Annotated in this window: 15 protein-coding genes, 5 pseudogenes and 1 riboswitch; of the genes and pseudogenes, 3 read left to right on the plus strand and 17 right to left on the minus strand. The window is 35.8% G+C overall.

Annotation, left to right across the window (positions count from 1 at the left end):
* Nucleotides 1-8 precede the first annotated feature (8 nt).
* The 4 genes and pseudogenes from BTOYO_RS02235 to BTOYO_RS02255 all read right to left on the minus strand — a co-directional run.
* Nucleotides 9-341: pseudogene (locus BTOYO_RS02235) on the minus strand (GerAB/ArcD/ProY family transporter); the annotation flags it as partial.
* Nucleotides 342-345: 4 nt separating this feature from the next.
* A pseudogene (locus BTOYO_RS02240) lies at nt 346-1894 on the minus strand (spore germination protein).
* 247 nt (nt 1895-2141) lie between these two features.
* Nucleotides 2142-2863, minus strand: a pseudogene (locus BTOYO_RS02245) (MFS transporter); the annotation flags it as partial.
* 158 nt (nt 2864-3021) lie between these two features.
* Nucleotides 3022-3786 carry an SDR family oxidoreductase gene (locus BTOYO_RS02255; protein WP_000792646.1) on the minus strand — a complete coding sequence of 255 codons (765 nt, stop codon included), beginning with the start codon at nt 3784-3786 and terminating at the stop codon, nt 3022-3024.
* 167 nt (nt 3787-3953) lie between these two features.
* Here BTOYO_RS02255 and BTOYO_RS02260 point away from each other — a divergent pair, with 167 nt between their 5' ends.
* A complete protein-coding gene (locus BTOYO_RS02260; RefSeq protein WP_001178574.1) occupies nt 3954-4394 on the plus strand; it encodes an Lrp/AsnC family transcriptional regulator in 441 nt (146 codons plus the stop codon).
* A 168-nt stretch (nt 4395-4562) separates the two neighbouring features.
* Here BTOYO_RS02260 and BTOYO_RS02265 read toward each other — a convergent pair whose 3' ends face one another.
* Nucleotides 4563-5768: a M20 family metallopeptidase gene (locus tag BTOYO_RS02265; RefSeq protein WP_000501421.1), complete on the minus strand. Its 1206-nt coding sequence runs from the start codon at nt 5766-5768 to the stop codon at nt 4563-4565.
* A gap of 88 nt (nt 5769-5856) precedes the next feature.
* Nucleotides 5857-5958, minus strand: a riboswitch (SAM riboswitch).
* Between the two features lie 75 nt (nt 5959-6033).
* Nucleotides 6034-8343, minus strand: a complete 2310-nt coding sequence (locus BTOYO_RS02270) for an AAA domain-containing protein (protein ID WP_002039201.1) — start codon at nt 8341-8343, stop codon at nt 6034-6036.
* Nucleotides 8344-8456: 113 nt separating this feature from the next.
* On the opposite strand from BTOYO_RS02270, the gene BTOYO_RS02275 reads away from it, so the two are divergent.
* Both BTOYO_RS02275 and BTOYO_RS02280 read left to right on the plus strand, forming a co-directional pair.
* Nucleotides 8457-8849 (plus strand): VOC family protein, encoded by a 393-nt coding sequence (locus tag BTOYO_RS02275; RefSeq protein WP_001145292.1) that lies wholly within the window; start codon nt 8457-8459, stop codon nt 8847-8849.
* 132 nt (nt 8850-8981) lie between these two features.
* Nucleotides 8982-9305, plus strand: coding sequence for a hypothetical protein (locus BTOYO_RS02280; RefSeq protein ID WP_000608196.1), 324 nt, complete (start codon nt 8982-8984; stop codon nt 9303-9305).
* A gap of 257 nt (nt 9306-9562) precedes the next feature.
* On the opposite strand, the gene BTOYO_RS02285 is transcribed toward BTOYO_RS02280, so the two are convergent.
* From BTOYO_RS02285 to cypD, 11 genes and pseudogenes are all read right to left on the minus strand, one after another.
* The gene (locus BTOYO_RS02285) at nt 9563-9868 is read right to left on the minus strand and encodes a monooxygenase (protein WP_000323746.1); all 306 of its coding nucleotides are present in this window, start codon (nt 9866-9868) and stop codon (nt 9563-9565) included.
* A gap of 217 nt (nt 9869-10085) precedes the next feature.
* Nucleotides 10086-10436 carry a DoxX family protein gene (locus BTOYO_RS02290; RefSeq protein ID WP_044810070.1) on the minus strand — a complete coding sequence of 117 codons (351 nt, stop codon included), beginning with the start codon at nt 10434-10436 and terminating at the stop codon, nt 10086-10088.
* A gap of 330 nt (nt 10437-10766) precedes the next feature.
* The gene (locus tag BTOYO_RS02295) at nt 10767-11186 is read right to left on the minus strand and encodes a MarR family winged helix-turn-helix transcriptional regulator (protein ID WP_001048561.1); all 420 of its coding nucleotides are present in this window, start codon (nt 11184-11186) and stop codon (nt 10767-10769) included.
* 326 nt (nt 11187-11512) lie between these two features.
* A pseudogene (locus BTOYO_RS02300) lies at nt 11513-11638 on the minus strand (DUF1259 domain-containing protein); the annotation flags it as partial.
* A gap of 539 nt (nt 11639-12177) precedes the next feature.
* A complete protein-coding gene (locus BTOYO_RS27635; protein WP_000441012.1) occupies nt 12178-12315 on the minus strand; it encodes a hypothetical protein in 138 nt (45 codons plus the stop codon).
* A 485-nt stretch (nt 12316-12800) separates the two neighbouring features.
* Nucleotides 12801-13187: a DUF1259 domain-containing protein gene (locus BTOYO_RS02310; RefSeq protein WP_000996667.1), complete on the minus strand. Its 387-nt coding sequence runs from the start codon at nt 13185-13187 to the stop codon at nt 12801-12803.
* Nucleotides 13188-13425: 238 nt separating this feature from the next.
* Entirely contained in the window at nt 13426-13641 is a 216-nt protein-coding gene (locus BTOYO_RS02315) for a hypothetical protein (RefSeq protein WP_001104095.1), read from the minus strand.
* A 209-nt stretch (nt 13642-13850) separates the two neighbouring features.
* Nucleotides 13851-13970, minus strand: a pseudogene (locus BTOYO_RS25805) (RNA-guided endonuclease TnpB family protein); the annotation flags it as partial.
* Nucleotides 13971-14078: 108 nt separating this feature from the next.
* The gene (locus BTOYO_RS02320) at nt 14079-14930 is read right to left on the minus strand and encodes a DUF2935 domain-containing protein (protein ID WP_001078035.1); all 852 of its coding nucleotides are present in this window, start codon (nt 14928-14930) and stop codon (nt 14079-14081) included.
* A 315-nt stretch (nt 14931-15245) separates the two neighbouring features.
* Nucleotides 15246-16691, minus strand: coding sequence for a L,D-transpeptidase family protein (locus BTOYO_RS02325; RefSeq protein WP_001064111.1), 1446 nt, complete (start codon nt 16689-16691; stop codon nt 15246-15248).
* Nucleotides 16692-17038: 347 nt separating this feature from the next.
* On the minus strand, nt 17039-20236 hold the full coding sequence (gene cypD, locus BTOYO_RS02330; RefSeq protein ID WP_000359053.1) for a bifunctional P-450/NADPH--P450 reductase: 3198 nt from the start codon (nt 20234-20236) through the stop codon (nt 17039-17041).
* Between the last annotated feature and the right edge of the window lie 138 nt (nt 20237-20374).

The following is a 20374-nucleotide window of genomic DNA, read 5'->3' on the forward strand; positions in this document are numbered from 1 at the left end:
TTCACTCCAAGGTAAAGCATAGCGTTTATAAGAACGATACAAGAATAAAAAGCGAAGTACATCATGTAAATAACAACGAATGCTTTCCCTACTATTTTTCCAAACAATCGTATAAGAATATCATAAATCGTATCCTCAGGATATCTTGCAGCTGTTTTCACTATAAACACACCTGATATTGTGGAGAAAATCCAACCAATCAATATAGCTATCCATCCATCTGTTCCAGCCTTTTCTGCAAGCACACGTGGAAGCGATAGAACGCCAGTGCCCACCTGCACTCCATTAATTAAAATAATATACTGCATAAGAGTGATTTCATTATAGGCATACTTTTTCATAATTTCACCTTTTATTACGATTCTTTCCTTGTCGAATAGTTTGATTGGTTCCATTCCCCTTAGGACGCCTTCTTATTGTCCATAAAGGAAAGCGTATAAAAACATCTTTCATATCTGCAAAACGAAAGGGTGCTAATGGTGTTCCATAAGAAGTGCCTAGCGATTTAAGACTACTTAGATGCCCAATTAAAGTCATCCACCCGATAACAAGTCCTACAATTCCAAATAAGGCAGCTGCTAGCATCATTGGAAAACGTAAAAGTCTTACTGACGCTCCCATATCATAGTTAGGAATAACAAAAGAAGAGATAGCGGTAACAGCGACAACAATAATCATAATATTGCTTACAATTCCTGCCTGAACAGCCGCCTGACCAATGACAATACCACCTACAATTCCAACTGTCTGACCAATCGGAGTAGGTATCCGCAAAGCCCCTTCTCTCATCGTTTCCAATGTTATTTCCATAAGTAATGCTTCCATAACTGGAGAAAAGGGTACGCGCGTTCTTGATTCAGCAATAGATAAATATAGCTCTACAGGAATAACTTCAAAATTAAAGGAAATAAACGCAACATAACTCGCCGGCAGAAATAAAGCAACCATAAAGGCGATAAAACGAAGCAACCGAATAGACGAAGCAACTAACCACCTTGTACCGTAATCATCAACTCCTTGAAAAAAGGAAATAAAATTTGTTGGAGTAATTAATACATTAGGTGAATGATCCATTACAGTTACAAATCTGCCCTGTAAAATGTGAGATACAGCCAAATCAGGTCTTTCAGTTAATATAAATTGCGGAAACGGCGAGTAAGGGTGATCTTCAATGAATTCTATAAGTTCGCCATTACTAGTCACAGCATCGATTGTAATATTTTGAATTCGTGTTTCTAATTCCTTCAGCACATCTTCAGAAGCTACATCTTTCAAATATAAAATAGAAATTTGGGTTTTGCTCCGTACACCAATTACTATTTCTTTTATCGCTAATTCACGATGGGGAATATATCTTCGAATCATTGCGATATTTTGACTTCCAGTTTCTATGAATGCTTGATGTGCACCTTTTAGAGCTATTTCGTTATGTGCGTCTTCAACACTTCTTTGTGGCCATCCTTTTGTATCCAATTGATGTGCTGTTGTTCGACTGTGAATTAATAAAACACTATCTCCCCCAAAAATAGCATTTTCAATCTGACTCAATGTATTAATAATCTTAATTTGTCCTAATGGAATTGGAAGTTCTATATTGGTATTAAAATCACTATTCATCAAAGGACTTAGAACATGATTCTGAATCAATTCTTTATCTGTTAATCCAGACAAATATACTAAAACTGCTTCTAATCCATCTACTGTTATTTGAAACCGCCGAATTACTAAATCAGGCGCTTGACGAAATATATTCTGAATATTAGCTATGTTTTTTGGTTAAATCAGCGTCTAAGAGGGCGTCTTCAATATTTTTTTCCTGAAAATGAGTATTGTCTCGTATTGGAAATGACTTAGGATTATCTCTATATTTTAAACGCCTCAAAAATTTAGCCATGATTCTCTCACTTTCTATGTACTTTTTATAATATGTTTAGTATGCATATATTAAGAAAAAATATCCTACTAACTAGAGAGGTAACATTAGAATTATTACTATAAATTTTCGGGTGCATATTTCATAAAAATCAAGTTCAAAAATAGTCCTTTAAGTTGATGGATGTGTGATACTACCAAGCTAGTAAAACTAAATTTCCTTAAAATGAAAAAATACGCTATTCTTTCTGTAGAATCATAGGAAAGGATGGCGTACTTGCACTTGAAAAGCCTGTGACATTTGTAAAGATCGGAGTGAAATAACTAAATGCTGCAAACGTACCACCAATAATGAACATACTTGTTACGTACGCTGCCCAAAGATGAATATTCTTAAATTGCAGAAGTTCGTCTTTCCAATTTAATTGCTCTTTATTTGAAGATGATGGTAACAACCGTTGAATCATAATCCCTGATACTAGCACAAGAACCGAAACTGCCCCAAAACTAATACGCCAGCCAAAATATTGCGAAATAACGGTTGTTATAGGTAAACCTAATACAGTTGAGAACATTAAACCTGCAAGTACAATTGATGCAGCTTTTCCCCTTGAATCAGAGTGAACCAATGTTGCAGAAAAGGAAATCGCAACTCCAAAAGCTGAAGCAATACCAGTTATAATACGTGAAATCATCATAATATTATAGTTCCAAGCAATAGCTCCGAGCGATTGACCAATTAAAAATACGAACATTAAAAACAATAATGCTTGTTTGCTGCGCATCCGTAAGAGGATTGCAGTTAAAATGGGGCCTCCTATTACCATTGCTCCTGCATAAGCTGAAATTAAATACCAATAGATGATACAGAAACCTGGAATGCAAGAGCAAGTTCATTCATCATACCTGCAACCATAAATTCTGATGTAGTCATACAAAAGATTGCTAAAGCTAATAAATAATCGATGGCATAAAAACACTCCTTATTCATAATTGTAATGATTGGTACAAAAATAATGCGAAAAAAGAGCGCACTAAGCGCCACAAATAGACTCTACTGTTCCTTTGATAACTTGTTCAGACTGAAACAAGGATCGTTTCATATCTAGTAATTTACTTGATTAGCTTGATGGGTATGGAGTAGTGCCCCTATAAACAAAACCCTCCAGAAACATCTATAATCTGCCCCGTTACCCAGCGGCTATCAGAAGAAGCAAGGAATGCTACTGCATCTGCAATATCTTCAACTTGCCCTATTCGTCCAAACACAGATGAATTCGTAGCAAAATTTCGTATTTCCGGATTATCTAGCAATTTCACATTCATATCAGTCTTCGTATATCCAGGCATAATTGTATTCACTGTTATACCTCTTTCTCCAAGTTGTTTAGCTAGAGGAAGTGTCATCGTATTTAGTGCACCTTTACTTAAACCGTATGCAATGGATCCTGTAAAACCAAGTCTTACTTCAGCTGATGAAATGTTAATAACGCGCCCCTCTGCTCGTAGTAACGGTAATGTTTGCTGAATTAAAAAGAATGGCGCCTTAATATTTACGGCCATAATTTCATCAAAAACTTCTTCTGTCGTATTTTCAATCGTTCCTTGTGTACCTATCCCTGCATTGTTTACTAAAATATCAATCTCTGATGTACCAACTCTTATTTGTAATTCATTTTTTAATTGTTCTACTAGCTTTTTGACACCATCCATTGAATTGAGCTCAGCTTCAATTATGAACGCTTTTCCTCCATTGGATTCAATCTCACTAATCGTTTCATCTGCAGCTGTTTTATTTCGGCCGTAGTGAATCGCAACTAATGCACCATCTTTCGCCAATCTCATTGCAATGGCACGGCCAATGCCGCGACTCGCTCCTGTTACTAACGCTACTTTCCCATCAAGATTCTTCATTTTTTCCATCCTTCCTAAATTTCCGTTTGATAAAAACCTATACTTATATTTTCATGCAAACACCAATCATTTTAAATATAGATTTATAGGTAATTTAGTTCGTTCACTTATGATATTATAGTTATAATTTGTGATTCACTTAAAAAATATAATAAGGAGGCTACACAATGCAAAACGCAGTAAAATTGGATGAAATCGACCATAAAATTATGAACTTGTTGTATGAAAATGCAAGAATTTCTGTTTCAGAAATAGGACGGATTATATCCATGACGCAGCCTGCTGTAAAGGAACGTATGAATAAACTTGAAGATCAAGGAGTTATCGCAGCTTACCGAACAAAATTTGAGCCTTCCAAAATTAATAAAAACATTCAAGCATTCATCATGTTTAAAACGAGCCAATGCTCTGATTTTATCCAATATTGTAATGCCGCTCCTGAAGTAACAGATTTATACCGAATTAGCGGGGAATTTAATTATATGATGAAGGTCATGAGCGATTCGATGGATTCTCTCGCTACATTTTTAGACTCGTTAATGCAATTCGGATTATCATCTCCTTTAATTGTTTTAAAGAGTGAGTTTGAGGAGAAATTGTCGTTCTGATAAAGGGATACGTATTATCTCCTGCTAACAGTAAAAGTTTTTCCTTTATGAGAAAAACCAACAAAATCAATGATTAGTAAACAAAAAGAACATTGATATTTCAATGTTCTTTTTTGATATCTCTACTTATTAATTAGATTGTTATTCGAAAAGAGCACCTTAATCCCCTTATCCCTGATTCCTCTGCGCCTCTCTAAACTCTTCCTTCACCTTCTCTAACAACCCTTCTTCCGTAATTAATCGATACGCCGTATTTGCTAATGCTTTTGCAGATGTAATTAGCGCTTTGTCTCCTAATTCTGAACGGGCTGCTTCTCTAAATTCATTCGTATGCGCAATTAAGTCATCTGGACCTATTTTAATGTACGGGTGAATGGTCGGTACGACTTGGCTGACGTTTCCGGCGTCGGTTGAGCCGATGCCGATTCTTTCTTTACGATTTACTTCTTCACCTAGTAGTTCTAGTTCTTCCGCTACGATGTCGTTATATGTTTTTGTTACGAGTAGTTCATCAATTTCATTTTGGAATTGATGAATTTTTACTTTTGCACCTGTTGCTAACGCTGCTCCTTGTGCTATATTTCTTACTTTTTCTGTTACTTCCGCACATCTTTTTCGCGTAGCTGCACGGATGAAGAATCTTGCTGCGGCATAGTCAGGAATAATATTAGGTGCTTTTCCGCCTTCTGTAATGACGCCATGAATTTTCACGTCTAAGGGAAGTTGTTGGCGAAGTGCATTAATACTGTTGTAAAGCTGAATCACCGCATCTAATGCGTTAATCCCTTCTTCAGGTGAAGCTGCGGCATGAGCTGTTTTTCCGTAAAAATGAAAATCAAGTGGATCGACTGCTAGTGAAGGGTTCGTCGTCGCTGTCTTTCCGCTCGGATGAATCATAAGCGCCGCATCAATGTTTTTAAATAACCCAGCTTTTACATAACTCGACTTTGCGCTACCATTAGGCCCGCCCTCTTCTGCTGGTGTTCCAAACACGACAACTTCTCCGCCGATTTCTTCAAGCGTTTCTGATAATGCGATTGCTGCTGCAACGCTAATTGTGCCAATTAAATTGTGACCACACGCATGACCGAGTCCTGGTAAAGCATCATATTCCGCTAAAAATGCGATAACTGGTCCTTGTTTTCCTGAACTTTTTCGTGCGATAAAACCTGTTTCATGCCCAGCTATATTATGCTGCAGCTGAAAACCAGCACTACCTAGTAATAAACTTAACGTTCTTGATGCATAAAATTCTTGATTACCAATCTCTGGATTCGCATGAATATCATGACTTGTTTTTATGTACTTTTCCTTATTTCTTTCTATGCTCTCTTCAATTGTTTTTCTTTGTGACGTTACTCTTGTCGCTCCCATTTTTCTTCCTCCTTTTATTTTCACGTAAAAAAGCCTCTTTCTAAAGGATAGAAAGAGGCTTCTGTATATACAGTCAAAATGAGCTTCTTTCTTATCTTTCAAGTTACCTTGCTGGAATTGGCACAGTATTCGTAAAGAATCCGCTGCCGAGGTGTCATAGGGCCAGTCCCTCAACCTCTCGTGATAAGAATTTTCATAAAATTGTATTAAATTATTTTCATTCTAAGTTCATCCCAAGCAAAAGTCAAGGAATTCCTATCCGAATTTACCGAATATCTAAAAATCCTTTTAATACACCAATTGTCTCAGGTGCTTGTAGTCTTGCACATATGTACGGAAATTCCGTACTACCTTCAAACATCATTTGAGATGTGAGTGGTGCCCCTGCCCAAAAGATTTCATCATCGATTAATACAAATGGGAATGCTTTATTTTGTCTTTGTAACTTTACGTTTTTTAACGGAACTGGTCCATCACTATAAACCGTTATTTGTGCATTTGTACGCATTAACGCTTGCCATACTCGTTTATCTACTTGCTTCGTACTTGGAAGTGAAATAATGATTTTTCGTTTTGCAGCTAAAATATCTTTTAATAGCCCTTTCGTTTCCTCCAGATTCATTTCCATAAACCAGCGTAATCGTTTCGATATTTTCCGCTCCCATAATTGTCTGGATGTCGTGCGATCATACACATCCCCGTGACGTTCTATATGAGCTGTTAATTGTGATAAGGCTTGTTTTCTCGAAAGATTTTTACGCATATAATGGCAATCCGATAATTGAATGAACTTCCCTCTCGCTCTCGTTACTGCTACATTGACGAGGCGATGGTTTTTATGGTCAAAGAATAACACACCAGGTCGTTCTTGTGGATAACTATCAACAGTATCAAAGATCATCATATCTCTTTCAGAACCTTGAAACTTATGAACTGTCGCCGCTAATACTGGTATGTTTTGATATTTCGTTCTCTGCAACATTTCCCTGATACACGTTGATAAAAAGCGTGACTGCGCCCTGTAAGGCGTAACCACACCGATCGATTGCACACCATCTAGCAGTCCGATTAACATCATTTGCATCGCTACTAAACCAGACATAATATTAAAACGAGAACCCGAAGCAGCATCTTTTAACGAAAATGCTCCCATTAAACTCGTATCAAATAAAACACTCGCCTCATTTGCGAACGGCTGTAACTGTGCAAGTTCTTTACGCTCTGAAACAGACGGATGATCGTATACTCTATTTTTATAAATAAATGAATTCGTAAACTTCGATATGTCCGCATGCATACGTCTTTGTTCCTGCAACATAAAAAGGTTGGGATGTGCTTCTGATTTATTTACAGAATCAACAATGCCGGCATGATAAAACATATCTTCGCCGAGCCATTTCCGAACGAGTTCATGATTCGCCATCGCAATCGGAGGTAACTGTAAAAAGTCACCACAAACGACGATACGTTTTCCGAGTGAAGCAGCTAATGCGATTTGCGGAACGAACGCCATACTCACTTCATCTACGACAACTAAATCAAATGTACGCTCATAAATAAGTGAATCAATGGCACATTTTGATAAAGTCGCACCAATTACTTTCGCATTTTCAATATATTCTTTTTCTACTTCTTTAATTTTCGCTTTTTGCTTTCGAAGATCACTTTCAATTTCTTGTATACGCTTCTTATCAGCAGATGTTGCTTTATACGATAAAATCTTTTCACGAAGGTCTTGGCGTGTTTCTTCTAAGTAGAGTCTTTCCTCACCCCATGATCCGTTCGTCGTTTCAACTAACTTCGACGCAAGTAACGTTTCATGATTTCGTATATGTTCATGTTGACTATAACCGTAACGAACAATTTCGCCAGGCGTCCATTTCTTTTTCTTTTCAATTTGCTTCGTTACTTCACTCATTAATACGTCCACTGCCGCATTACTATGAGCTAACACAAGTACCGATTTTCCTTTTTGGTAATGAGCCGAAATAATACGTGATAAATTGTACGACTTCCCTGTTCCAGGCGGTCCCCATACGTACGTTGTCGGATTGTAAAATGAACGATACGCCAATTCATTTTTCGGATTTTTCATCTTCTCAATATGTTTCGGACTGCTCGTCCCATCAACAAGACGCTTTATACGATTACGTTTTAGCTTATCTTTATGTGCCTCTTTCAATCGCTCTTGCAGTTGCTCTAACAATTGCCACGGTTCACTATATAAAACCGCTTCTCTTATTTCACCTTGTATATAATCATTTAATTTCAGTTCTATTTCTAATCCATGTACAGATAATACTTCCCCTGTCGCTTCCTCACCATCGAACTCAATTCGAATTGGTGAACCTTCAGGTAAGCTTACTTCCGAAATAAGCTGAAATACATACACTGTATTTTCATAATCTGTATATAAAAAACGACCGTTCATAATAGAAATTTTACTACCACCTATCGTTTTCCAATGTTTAATTTCATATGCTAATGCATAATGCCACTCTTTCATCGTTTCCGATAATGAAGGAGTTTGAGTAGGTGTATTCATTGTATAATCTCCTTCCTTCTCCCCAAACATACTTTCTCACTATACCATATAACACGCTAAAATTTGTAAGGTTTTTATCTTGATTATTTTCTTAATTTTCAATATCATTTTACATATAAAATTTTCAGAAAGAAGGAATCTACATGCCAGTTAGAAGAATAGAACACGTTGGACTTATGGTTGCAAACTTAGAAACATCTATTACTTTTTATGAAAAAGTAGTCGGCTTACAGCTCATTAAACGTATGGGGCACCCGAATCCAGATTTAAAACTCGCCTTTTTAGGTGTGGAAGAATCGAAGGAAACGATACTGGAACTCATCGAAGGTTATAACTCTTCTCTTCCAGCAGAAGGAAAAGTACATCATATTTGCTTTAAAGTGGATTCATTAGAAGATGAAATTGAAAGAATTCAAAAACACAGCGTAACATTTTTACTAGGAGAAGAAATCGAAACATTACCAGATGGAACACGTTACATATTCTTCGCTGGCCCTGATGGGGAGTGGATTGAGTTTTTTGAGACGGAGAGATAAAGTAAGACTTTATTTTGCAGGATAGAAAAAGAGCCGGAATTCCGGCCCTTGTTTTTAACCAGTAATAAGGAAACATATCTTCAATCCGAAGAATGAGCTATATTAAAACAATCATTTTATTAGGAGTAAAGAATGATAAATATAATCTATATTATTGTTTTTTGGATTCTTATACTATTCCCTATTCTGTATGTAATTAAGATAAAGCATTGGAATTTAAAAGTAGTTGCCGTATTTGTTGGAAGAATCCTATTAAGTATTATCTTTTTCATAAATGGAATGGTGTTAGGACTGCAGCGAAATTGGGTAGAACCTCCCTATGAAACAGAATGGGATTTCTTTGTAAAGTCTTTACAACATGGGAAAACTGATGCGCTTATAGAAGTATTACCTCTAATTATTATCATCATTTTTGATTTACTAATTATATTTTATTATAAAAATAAAAAGAAATAAGTTAATTTCTTTCCTTTCATCTTGGACCATATTGATGAGCGAGAGTAAAATTCCCCCACAGTACTTTCACGTCAATTTCACAAATGTAAGAACTCTCATATATTACACTTCATACATCCTTTTCCAAGGAACAATATACCGATACACAAATCCCTATTTATATAGGGATTTGTGCAAGTCCCCTCACCATCAATTTAAGAATTCAAAAAAAGAAGGGGATTATCCCCTCCTTTTTACGCTTGCTCCGACTGTCGGAATTATTTCGTATACCCACGATTCAGTTCCGTTAACTTTTCATTGATGTTAAAAATTCTTACTCTAATATCTTTAACACCAAATGCTTCAAGTCTGTTCTTGTGCATTTCAGCGTATTTTTCAGCATCTTGTTTTTCCTCAAATACATAAATGCCTCCAGCTTCTTTTGTTTCTTCATTCTCAGTCCATATTTTCCAGTGGAATCCTTCTTCTTCGTTAATACTATTTGCTAAATCCCAAAATGCTTCTTCCATTTCTTCACCAAAAGGACCTTCAAACGGAAAATCAACTTGTAATAAATACGCCATTTTCACTCACTCCTATTTTTAATATAAAATTCATCAGGAATTCCTTTGTATAAAAATCCTTCCCATTCTTTTACTGATTATGATTCGAATGATAGTAATGTCTAAATTCGTATTGCTATTATTATTCAAGCATTAATTTGAGAATCCCCCTATTTGTAAAAAAACTACAAAATGTTAGCAACTTGAACGCAAACAGTTTAACGGCTTCAGGTTATGTTTAAAAAATATGATAACAACTTATTCCTATACTAAGGACAAACAAAACAAGTGCAGGTATCGCTTTCTTAAAGGAATCTCTCGCTAATACAATAAGAGTTAATGCAGCTGCAAGCATCGTACCGCCTAACAATAATCCTGCTAATAAAGCTACTATTGGAATCCAAATTCCTATCAACATTCCAATTGCTCCTACAATCTCAAAAGCTCCAGTTAAGAAATTAAAAAACGAAGGTAAACCAAATCGTTTGAACTCCTCTGCCATTTTCCCAGATATAATTTTCGTACCTGTCATTAAAAAGAACACAAACAACAAAACTTTTACAATATTGATGAAAATTAAAATAGTAATCACACCTTTCTTATTATTTGATAAAAACTCAGTATTGTTCAGGTAGTAGTCACTACCTATACCCTATTTCCTGAGATTGACCCTATGGAAGTCGCTTCAATTTACATTATCCTTTTCAATATTAAAGGGATGGAAATTACATGCCATAGCATATATAATACATAAATTTGACTGGTACTAGGCAAAAAAGTGAGCCTGAATGAGGTATCATAGAAAATAAAGCTACCTTCTCATTCCTCTAAACAAACAAAATTACATGCTATAGCATATATAATACATAAAACAAAGTTTGTTCCTTATGAATAGCATAGTATTAATAAGGAACAAGTATTAATAGCGTGTATCATACAATTTGTTTAATAATGATTGTAATACTTTAATCTCTTCCTCGCTCAAATTACTCGTAACGAAATGGTGAGCGTCTTTCACTACAGGCAAGATGGTTTTCTTTAACTCGTCACCTTTTTCAGTTAAAAAAAGGTTATGTGAACGCCTATCTTGGTCATTCAAAGCCTTCTTTACAATCCCTTTTCTCTCCATTGACTGTATCATTCTTACGACAGTAGTTTGATCTTTATCAATAGCTTCTGCTAACTCTTTTTGAGTAGTGCCCCTTTGGCTACAAAGAACACTAATAATTCCCCACTGCTCTGGTGTAACTCCATAAGGCTTTAATTTCTTAGTAAAATAATTAGTCATTTTCACATCAGTACGATGAACAAGATAGCCTATTAAATCATGTAAGTTCATGGATCACCTCTATAAATTAAGATATAAAAGGATATAGCATACCAGTCAATTATTCACAGTGAATGTATTTGTTTCACTATTTATATGCTATGACATATATATTAAATTAGGTCATTTTAATTGTCAAATGAATTACCTATTGTTTTCAAAGTCAAAATCTATTCCATACATTCCTCCGGTGTGATTTCTGCTGACTATTTCTTCTCCATTCTACAGAAGTTCCGTAGATCTCCCCGCTTAATATGACCACAGTAATTTTTAGCGCTTCATCCTCTTTCTTTTTATGATGTTCTTATAACATTTTATAAAATTTGATATCTACAGGCAGCCACACATTTTCCACCGACGAATCCTTCTTGTCCGCCGATAATTCTTGCAAACTGTTGACAAATTGATTCCTCATTAATCGCCATACCTTTCATCATCACCCCTTTTACTGTTAGGTTATGAATGAATACATAGGTCTGAAACGGTAATGAATCTATGCTATTATAAAAAAGACGATGGGAATCTAACGAAATCTATTAGCTCAATTATTCTTGATCATTTGTATTGTTACCAGAGTTTAAATGGTGCAGAATTTTTATTTTATCCCGCAGTAACGGGCAGTAACGCTCCCACCTCAAAATTTAGTGAAAACAAAGAAGTTAGGTGGGGGTCGGGCTGCCCGTAACAGCCCGATTGGTGAGGGCTAATAATCAGTGAGGGAAAACACCCCACTGATTAAACTTTCACTTTATGAGGTGTTTTTCCTTTTATGCTTGCTGGGCGACTGAAGGTAAAACTCGGCTATTATATGTTAAGACATTTTTAGAGGGCATAAAAAAACACCCTAAGGTGCCATCCTCTGACTTGAGAATCATATCTATGTATGGAAAAAATCAGAAAATACAAATACAAAAGAGAAGCTTCTAACTATAATTTATAGAGTTCTTATGGCATTACTAACATACATATTTCATTATTTACCGGAAGAAGAATCCCCGTTATATTACTTTCTAATCAGTCTCGTTAAAGCCATCCCAAGAAATCCAGTTTGAGTACTTCCTAACATAGATCCCACTCCTCCACCAAGAAACATGCAGCCAACGAATACTAATCCTCCAATTCCCCAATTCGGCCTTTCCATAATTCAAACACACCCTTTCAATAAAACATATGCTATTAGCTACCTAAACTTTCTTGCATAGGATATGTTAATTATTTCTCTAGAGAGGGTATCGTTATTTAGCTTAAGTTTAGCAACTTTCAGGGAATTCAAAAGACGCGGAGATTGACCGATTTGAAGGGATTACAGGAGAAGATTTTTTGTATTATAATAACTTAATGGTTGTGGAACAAATTCTTCTTCAACTAACCAGCTAATAAAAATCTGGAGGTTTTCCACAATCGAAGCTCATCGCCATCAAGTTAACATACCTCACCCAGTTCTTATTGTTGCAAGATAAGCAGCATATAATCAATTAAAATAATGTAACAGCCGACATTAGCGGCAAAATTATTAAGAAAAGACATTCCAAATATGGAACGCCTTCTTTTTTATAAAATCATTCACTTAAATCTATTCCAAAAAATTCTAATTAATAAAATCAAACATTTAACGAAAGAAATTTGTTACTTGCATAACGCTCTTCTAACTTTTTTTGCGAAAATTAGTGGATCATCAACGTCTTCGATATTAACGTAAATCAAATTCGGATCATCACATAACCATTCATTGTGTATAGACGAAACAATTATACCTTGTTTAATAATTGTAGCAACAAATTCAGTAACTTCCTTTTGCAAGAGTGCTACTCGGCCTAGACATAATGCCCGTCCAGTTTTATGATCTCTTGATTCAAATGAGAAGGAAGTTGTTACTCTAAAATGTTTTCCTAAAATTGTTGCTCGTATTTCCTCCCGATTTATTGTTGCTACACATTTTCCACCAGCGAATCCTTCTTGTCCACCGATAATTCTGGCAAACTGTCGACAAATTGATTCCTCATTAATCGCCATATTTTCAATCATCCCCCTTTTACTGTTAGGTTATGAATTCATACATAAGTCTGAAACGGTAATGAATCTATTCGGTTACAAAAAGATGATGGCACTCTAATAAAATCTGTTAGCCCAAGTATTCTTGGTTATATGAATTATTACTAGATTGTAAATGATGGGAGTTTTACTACCCGCAAATAGCGGGATGAATTTCCAAAAGTAAAACCCCAGAAATCCAAAGGTCTCTGGGGCTTCATTATATATTTAGCTCTTTTTGCTTTTTATTTTGTTTATGTCTATAAAGCAATTTTCGACTTATGAGAGAAATCAGTAATAAGATCAGTACTAGTACGAAAAGTTGCATATATGATAAATTAAAATATTTAGCACCTGTAACAAGTAAAAGTGTAGAAATCGTACCTTTTACAATGAAAAAAATAATAATCCATAATCCGCCTTTTTTCCAGTTCATTTTTACTTACCCTTTCCTACGTTTAAATTCATAAAAAAATTAGTGATAGTTCTTGAAAGTGACATTTTAATTGAAATCTATTACATTAATAAAAAAGTAGACTTTTTTTCACAAAAATCATATCCAATTACATGGGACGATTCCATAATAAATGCAAATGATATTCATTGTCAATTTTATTCAACATTTTTAATTCCGATCGTCTACATTGTTCTTTCAGATAGTGACATTTCTTTTTTGTTTCTACAACCGCGACACATCTTTGCAGAAGGAAATCACTTATCTATTTTCACAAGCTGTTTGCCTTGTTCTTGTAGCTTATATGCTAATTATACTTCATTACATTGCTTGGAAATATTAAAAATCACAAGGAAAAGAAGCTAACAATAAATTGTTAACTTCTCAGCTTAAGGAAAAATAGTATCTTTCCTTATTTTTTAATATCTAGGTTGTGATTTAATATTGGTAAGATGAGCATCAAACATATCAATGATTTCAAGAAATCTATCCGCTTCACGAAATACATGATCTGCTAATAATGGATGAATGATACTCTTTATTTTACATTGCTCAATTAAATCACGTGCCGTTTTCTTAAAATCCCGAAGAGATGTGACTGACACACGATTTTGATCTAAAAATTGATCTAAAAGAGGAACTGTTTGAGATTGTGGTTTCATAGATTCTAAGTCAATTGCTTGATACATTAATTCATCAAAATCATTGCTAAAATTCCGTGCTGTATCTACAAGCTTTCTTTCCGATGGATCAAGAAGATGACCAATAAATTTAGCATGGTCTGCCATAATCCTTAAAAAGAAAACATTTTCTTTAATAATAGCATCAGGAAGGGCATCTAATTTACCTTCATTTAATTCAATTAAACGTTTTCTAAAATAATCAGCTTCCCTACTTGTATGGTCAACTAACAGTGGGAAATTATTTTGCCCTGGCAATTTACATGTGAGAATTAATCCTAAAATTTTTCTTTTAAATCCCCAAATATTAGTTGCAGCTTGTTGTACTTCTGAATTAAATCTTTTTATTTGCTCAGGATCTGTTTCATTTGTATAGGAATACGCTATTTGTTCGATATGTTCAAACAATCGATAAAATTGATTAGCTTCTTCGATTAGTTGGGTATCCTCACATCTAAACCCCAATCGAAGAAAAAAAGAATGCTCCTTCATGATTCTAGACCAAAAACGAATTTCATTTAATGATCGTTCAACAAACATGACAGACGTAACACCCGTATCAGGATGTAATGAGGTCTCATCCCTATTCATTCTTAATCCCCCCAGTAAATACTAAGCTAGTTCTATTCTTATGAGTAAAAAAATATATAAATGCCATCAATAAAAATTCATGATGATATTGAGCAAGTCCTTTTGGAAATAAAGAAAAGATACCATCAGATGCCTTTCTCTGAATTGATAACCACATGTTATGTTTAAATGTACCTAGATAACAGTTCCCCCCGCACACGAGAAGTACATAGTATACATAATAAAAAAGAAGCAGAAAATCACTCACGATTTTCTGCTTCTTTTTTTAATTTAAGTTCTTCATACATACATCGCTTCACGCAAGATTGCTATTTTCTAGTACACAATAACTGGATCATACGTGTTCAAATTATCATACACAGTTTTTGCAACATTAGGAAGAAGGTTAACACACCCACCTGATCCCCCTGTTAAATAGGCATTATTCGCCCAATTTGTTCGCCAGCCAGCATCATGGAATCCTTGACCGCTATTTGTGAATGGTACCCAGTAATCTACTTTAACTGCATAATCAGCTTTACCTACTGCGCTTCCTTTCAACGTGTATGGTGTTCGTTTATATAGGACGTACCACACACCTGGTGATGTATCTTCACTCGTGCTATGTTTACCAGTTACTACATTTGTTGTGACTGCTAATTTGCCATCTTTATAAATCCAAATTTGTTGATCTGCAATTGAAACTTCCGCATACGTGTCTCCAATACCGTTATTCGCTGTTGTTTCATAACCGATACCTTCCTTCTCCCAACCATTTCCGTGAATATTAGAAGCAGATAGCGATTTTTCACCCTTTTCAAAAGCTTGTTGAACTTGTTTTGTTTCTTTTTCAACATCTAGTGCCCAGCCGTAGCCTTGTCCTTTTACTGATATAACCGAACCGGAATGGGTTTTAAAGCTGAAATTTTTATTTAATGTTGATTTAGCATTATTAATTTCAGTAATCTTTTTCTTAATGTCACTCGCATCGATTGTCACTTTCATATCCTTTGACATAGAGGCATTTTGAATTAAATCTTTCGCTTTTAAAGGATACACTTCATTCTGTACTTTATATTCAACGGACTGCCCAAGAAGATTCTGTAGTGCTTGCTCCTCTTTTTTGATAATTGGATCGTCTTCTTTAATAGGCTGTATGTATGTAGACTTCAGATGAATTTCGCTTTTATATTTCTGCTTGTCGTAATCTTTCAATAGACTAGTAACGTCATACTGTTTTCCATCAACGCTCTTCGAAATAACAATTTTTCCTTGTTCAAGCTTCGCCATAGCATCTTGAGGTGCTTTTAATTCTTTATTCATAGAAACGAGCTTTTCTTCTACAAGTTTTTTCATCGTTTCACTACGATACTGATCCGCCTTTTTCGGTAGCACTGAATAATTTTTTTCCTTTGAGGAAGGGAAAAATGTCCACTGGCTTTTTAATAGCTTCTTAACTTGAGGCAAATCTTTTTCCGTAAGTTCTGTTTTTGTCTCTTTTTCATCTAAAATTTGTTGTTGATCGACATAAACTTTATTTGCTAGTCCAGATGTTTTTAATTTCTGTATTGCCTGATCAGCACTCATACCACCAACTTTGGTGTCATTAATCGTAACATTCGAATTGAAGTGAGTTACCTGATAATAACTCACTCCCCCAACGAGAAGCGCAATTATACCAACACCCGCTGCGATAAATTTCCAATTTGGAAAACGTTTTCTTGATCTTACTCGTTTTTTATGAACTTCTTCAACTGATTCATTTACTGTATTGTTGTTCATCAATTTTTCCCCCATAGACATTAACGTCAATCGATTTTAAACCAAAACCATTGACTAGTGTACCTTATTTTTCCTGAAATTTCATTATTTTTGACAAGATTTTATCGCATTTATTTAATCAAACTTAGTTTTTTAATAGAACGGCCCTACTCTATGTGTAACACTCTAATTTAGTTTCATATGAGATTTTTTCTTTTTCTACAATATCAGTCCAGCTTATTAAAAAATAGAAAAATCCCGTATTCCATAAAAAATACGGGATTTTTATCAATACGTTTATTTTGTAAAGTAACACTTAGTCGAAAGAAGTTCATTCGTTACATATTACTTATCTAATTAAGGATAATTTATATTCCAGTCCAAACATCTTTCCCGTATCGTCCTTCATGTTGCAAATAATCCAACCAATTCCTTGCTTCTTGTTCACTAACTTCATGAATTTCTTCATATGCTTGACAAAGGGTATCTTCTACATCCGGAGCCATTTTACTTCCATCACCACATATATAAAGATGAGCTCCATTATCTAATAACGAAATTAAATTGATTCTATCTTGTTTTATTAAATGCTGTACATATGTTTTTGGATGTCCCTCTAGACGAGAAAAAGCTGTGTGTAAAGAGATTAATCCATCTCTTTCATCATTTTCTAGTTCTGTACGATAAAGATAATCTTTTTCAGGATGACGACAACCAAAATATAGATGCGCTTGTCCTAAGTTAATACCTTTTTGCTTTTGAACACGACGCGCTTGTAAGAATCCACGGAATGGTGCAATTCCAGTACCTGGCCCCACCATGATAATTGGTGTTTCTGGATTTTCAGGCAATTGAAAGTTTGATTGTGGCGTTCGAATGAAACAGATAATTTCATCTTTATTATGACGCTGAGCTAAATAATTAGAAGCGACTCCTTCATATGTCCCTTCCCCACTCCATGCAGGTGCATTAACAACACCAACCGTAATGCTCAGACGATCCTGTGCAACGAGTGGCGAGCTTGAAATAGAATAGTAACGCGGTTTGAGTGCAGGAAGAAGTTCTAAAAATCGTTCAAATCGGATTTCACAAGCCTCATACTTTTCAAGAAGATCCAACATTGAAATACGTTTCTTTAATATTCTTTCATGATAAACTCCTTCTTCCAATAATGATTCCAATTCCTTTTTATGAGGAGGGCATGCTGTGAATGTCACCATTTCTCGTATTTGTGCTCGAGTGGCTGCTTCTTGCACTTCGACACTATAACTAATAAGGTCAAACAAACTAACAGGACTGTCTAAAGGTATGTGATTTACACTGCGCCCACTTGCGCTCAGTATGACTTGATCCTTCCCATTTAATCCAAAGCGTTTTAAAATTCGGTTAACATTTTTCTCGCTATTAATTGGCAGCACTCCAAGGTGGTCTCCTTCTTGATACGTAGCCCCTTCTGGCAAGGATACCTCGATATGCCGCGTATTCCTATCACTGCTGGATGATTGGAGTTCACGATTTTCTAGTATAGATGCATAAACTGCTTCATATGTTCGGGCAAGAGGAGATCCTCCAAGACGACTAACAAATTGCAGACTCAAAGTACTGCGCTCTTTTTCCATATTTTTGTTAAGTTCTAGTCCAAATGCCCTCATCGCATCAGACCACATGCTTTGTTTCCATTGCTCGAGTTGTTCCTCAAAATCACCACTTGCATCTGCTTCTCCGCGTGTAGAAAATCTTGTTGCTCCTTTTTGAGCCATTTGCTCATCAATGTATCTTGGAATCCGCTGATAAGTACTAGCCCAATTGTGATCTCCACAACCAAAAACTGCGTATTGAACACCTTTGAGCTCATCCGGTTTTAATTCCTCCAACCACTGCACAAACTGCCCTGCATTACTTGGCGGCTTTCCATTATAAGAAGAAGTCACAATAAGAACTGCTCCTTCTTTTGGCAGACTTCCAATTCGCTCGTTAAGAGCTACCACTTCCGTTTGAACACCTTCTAAACTAGCTGTATCTGCTAGTTCTCTTGCAATACCTTCTGCTACCCCTGTATCCGAGCCATACAGAACAAGCAGCGAAAGATTATCAGCTCCAATAATAGAAGGAGTCTTCTGAACTTGCTGCTTGATTTCATGGTCTTTCTGCTTCTCTTCTATAGGTGCAAGGACAGTAGGATGGCTGATCGTTTGATTTCGGGCAAGGATCCTAATCTTAAAATCACCGGGCTTTAGCGTTAATGTTTGTTTTACGTCCAGCTGATAGTTTTGATAATCGATTAATTCAAAATGTTGAAGAAGCATTCCCATTACGAGAGTGGCTTCATGAAGTGCAAACTGCATACCGATACATGCTCGTTGACCATTTCCAAATGGCTTATAAGCATGATGAGGAACCTTATCCGGCTCTTCAAATCGTTCAGGTTGGAATTCTTCCACATTGTCTCCCCATGCGTCTTTATCCCTATGTAGCTGTGGAATAAGAACAGAAATACGATCTTCTCCTTTCTTAATTGGATATTTCCCACCAATTACTGTATCTTCTTTTGCATAGAGACTGAATGCTGGAGCAGTAGGCCATAGACGTAGCGATTCATTTAAAATCATCCGTATGTACTTAAGTTTCATAACTTGTTGATATGTTGGAGTAGGATCTGTCAATACCCGATCTACTTCTTCATAGGCTTTTTTCAACTTATCCGGATTCTTTAATAAAAAATAGATTGCAAAAGATAACAATCCACTTGTTGTCTCATGCCCAGCTATTAAAAAAGTGATAATTTGAAAACGAATATTTTCATCATCTAATTTTTCACCAGTTTCCGGATCCTGCACATTTAACATACGGGCAAGTAAATCATTTTCTTCTTGATTTCCATTACTTTTACGTTCAGCAATAATATTATCTACTAAAGAAAACATGGATTGGATATCATGCTGAAATTGACGTTTCGTTCTCCACATGAGTTTGTCTTCTATATCCAGTCGCTGTAATTGGTGCATCGCTTCATCTAGAGCACGGCTCATGCTAGTGATAAAAGGATGAGAGGTCTCACGATAAAAGCTATTAAATCGGTAATTAAAACCACATAGACCAATTGTATCCAATGTAAGGCGGGTCATATCCTCCGGAACATCTACGTTTTCATTCGGATTCAGTCTTGCCCATTTTTGAACGAGTTGTACAGCAATATCAACCATCATGCCATGATAATCTTTCATTGCCCGTTGGCTGAATGTAGGCATCAAAATATTATGAGCTTTTTTCCAGTTAGGCTCGTCAGTCTCACTTGTAAATAACCCGTCCCCAGCAAAGGCGCGAACTTTTGCTAAAGCACCATCTATACTTTTATCGAACCGTGTTTCGTCACAGACTTCTGCTACCAGTTCATGTCCAGAAACGACAATGATGGTATCACTTAAAGTTTGAATTTGAAAAATAGGACCATACTCTTCCGCTATCTTGATAAAAGATAAGGTCGGTTTATCTTTGTCGATTAATGGGAGATTCCCCAGCGGTCCATATGTTTTCGGCTGAGGAATGGCAGATACTTTTTTATCCATTAAAAACACCCTTTCAAAAAGCATGAAATAAAGTGAAACTTTAATCAGCCCTCACCAATCAGGCTTTTACGGGCAGCCCGACCCCCACCTAACTTCTTTGCTTCCGCTGAATTTTGAGGTGGGGGTCTTACTGCCCGG

Origin of the sequence: Bacillus toyonensis BCT-7112 (assembly GCF_000496285.1) — a bacterium.
In the GTDB taxonomy this organism is placed as follows: domain Bacteria; phylum Bacillota; class Bacilli; order Bacillales; family Bacillaceae_G; genus Bacillus_A; species Bacillus_A toyonensis.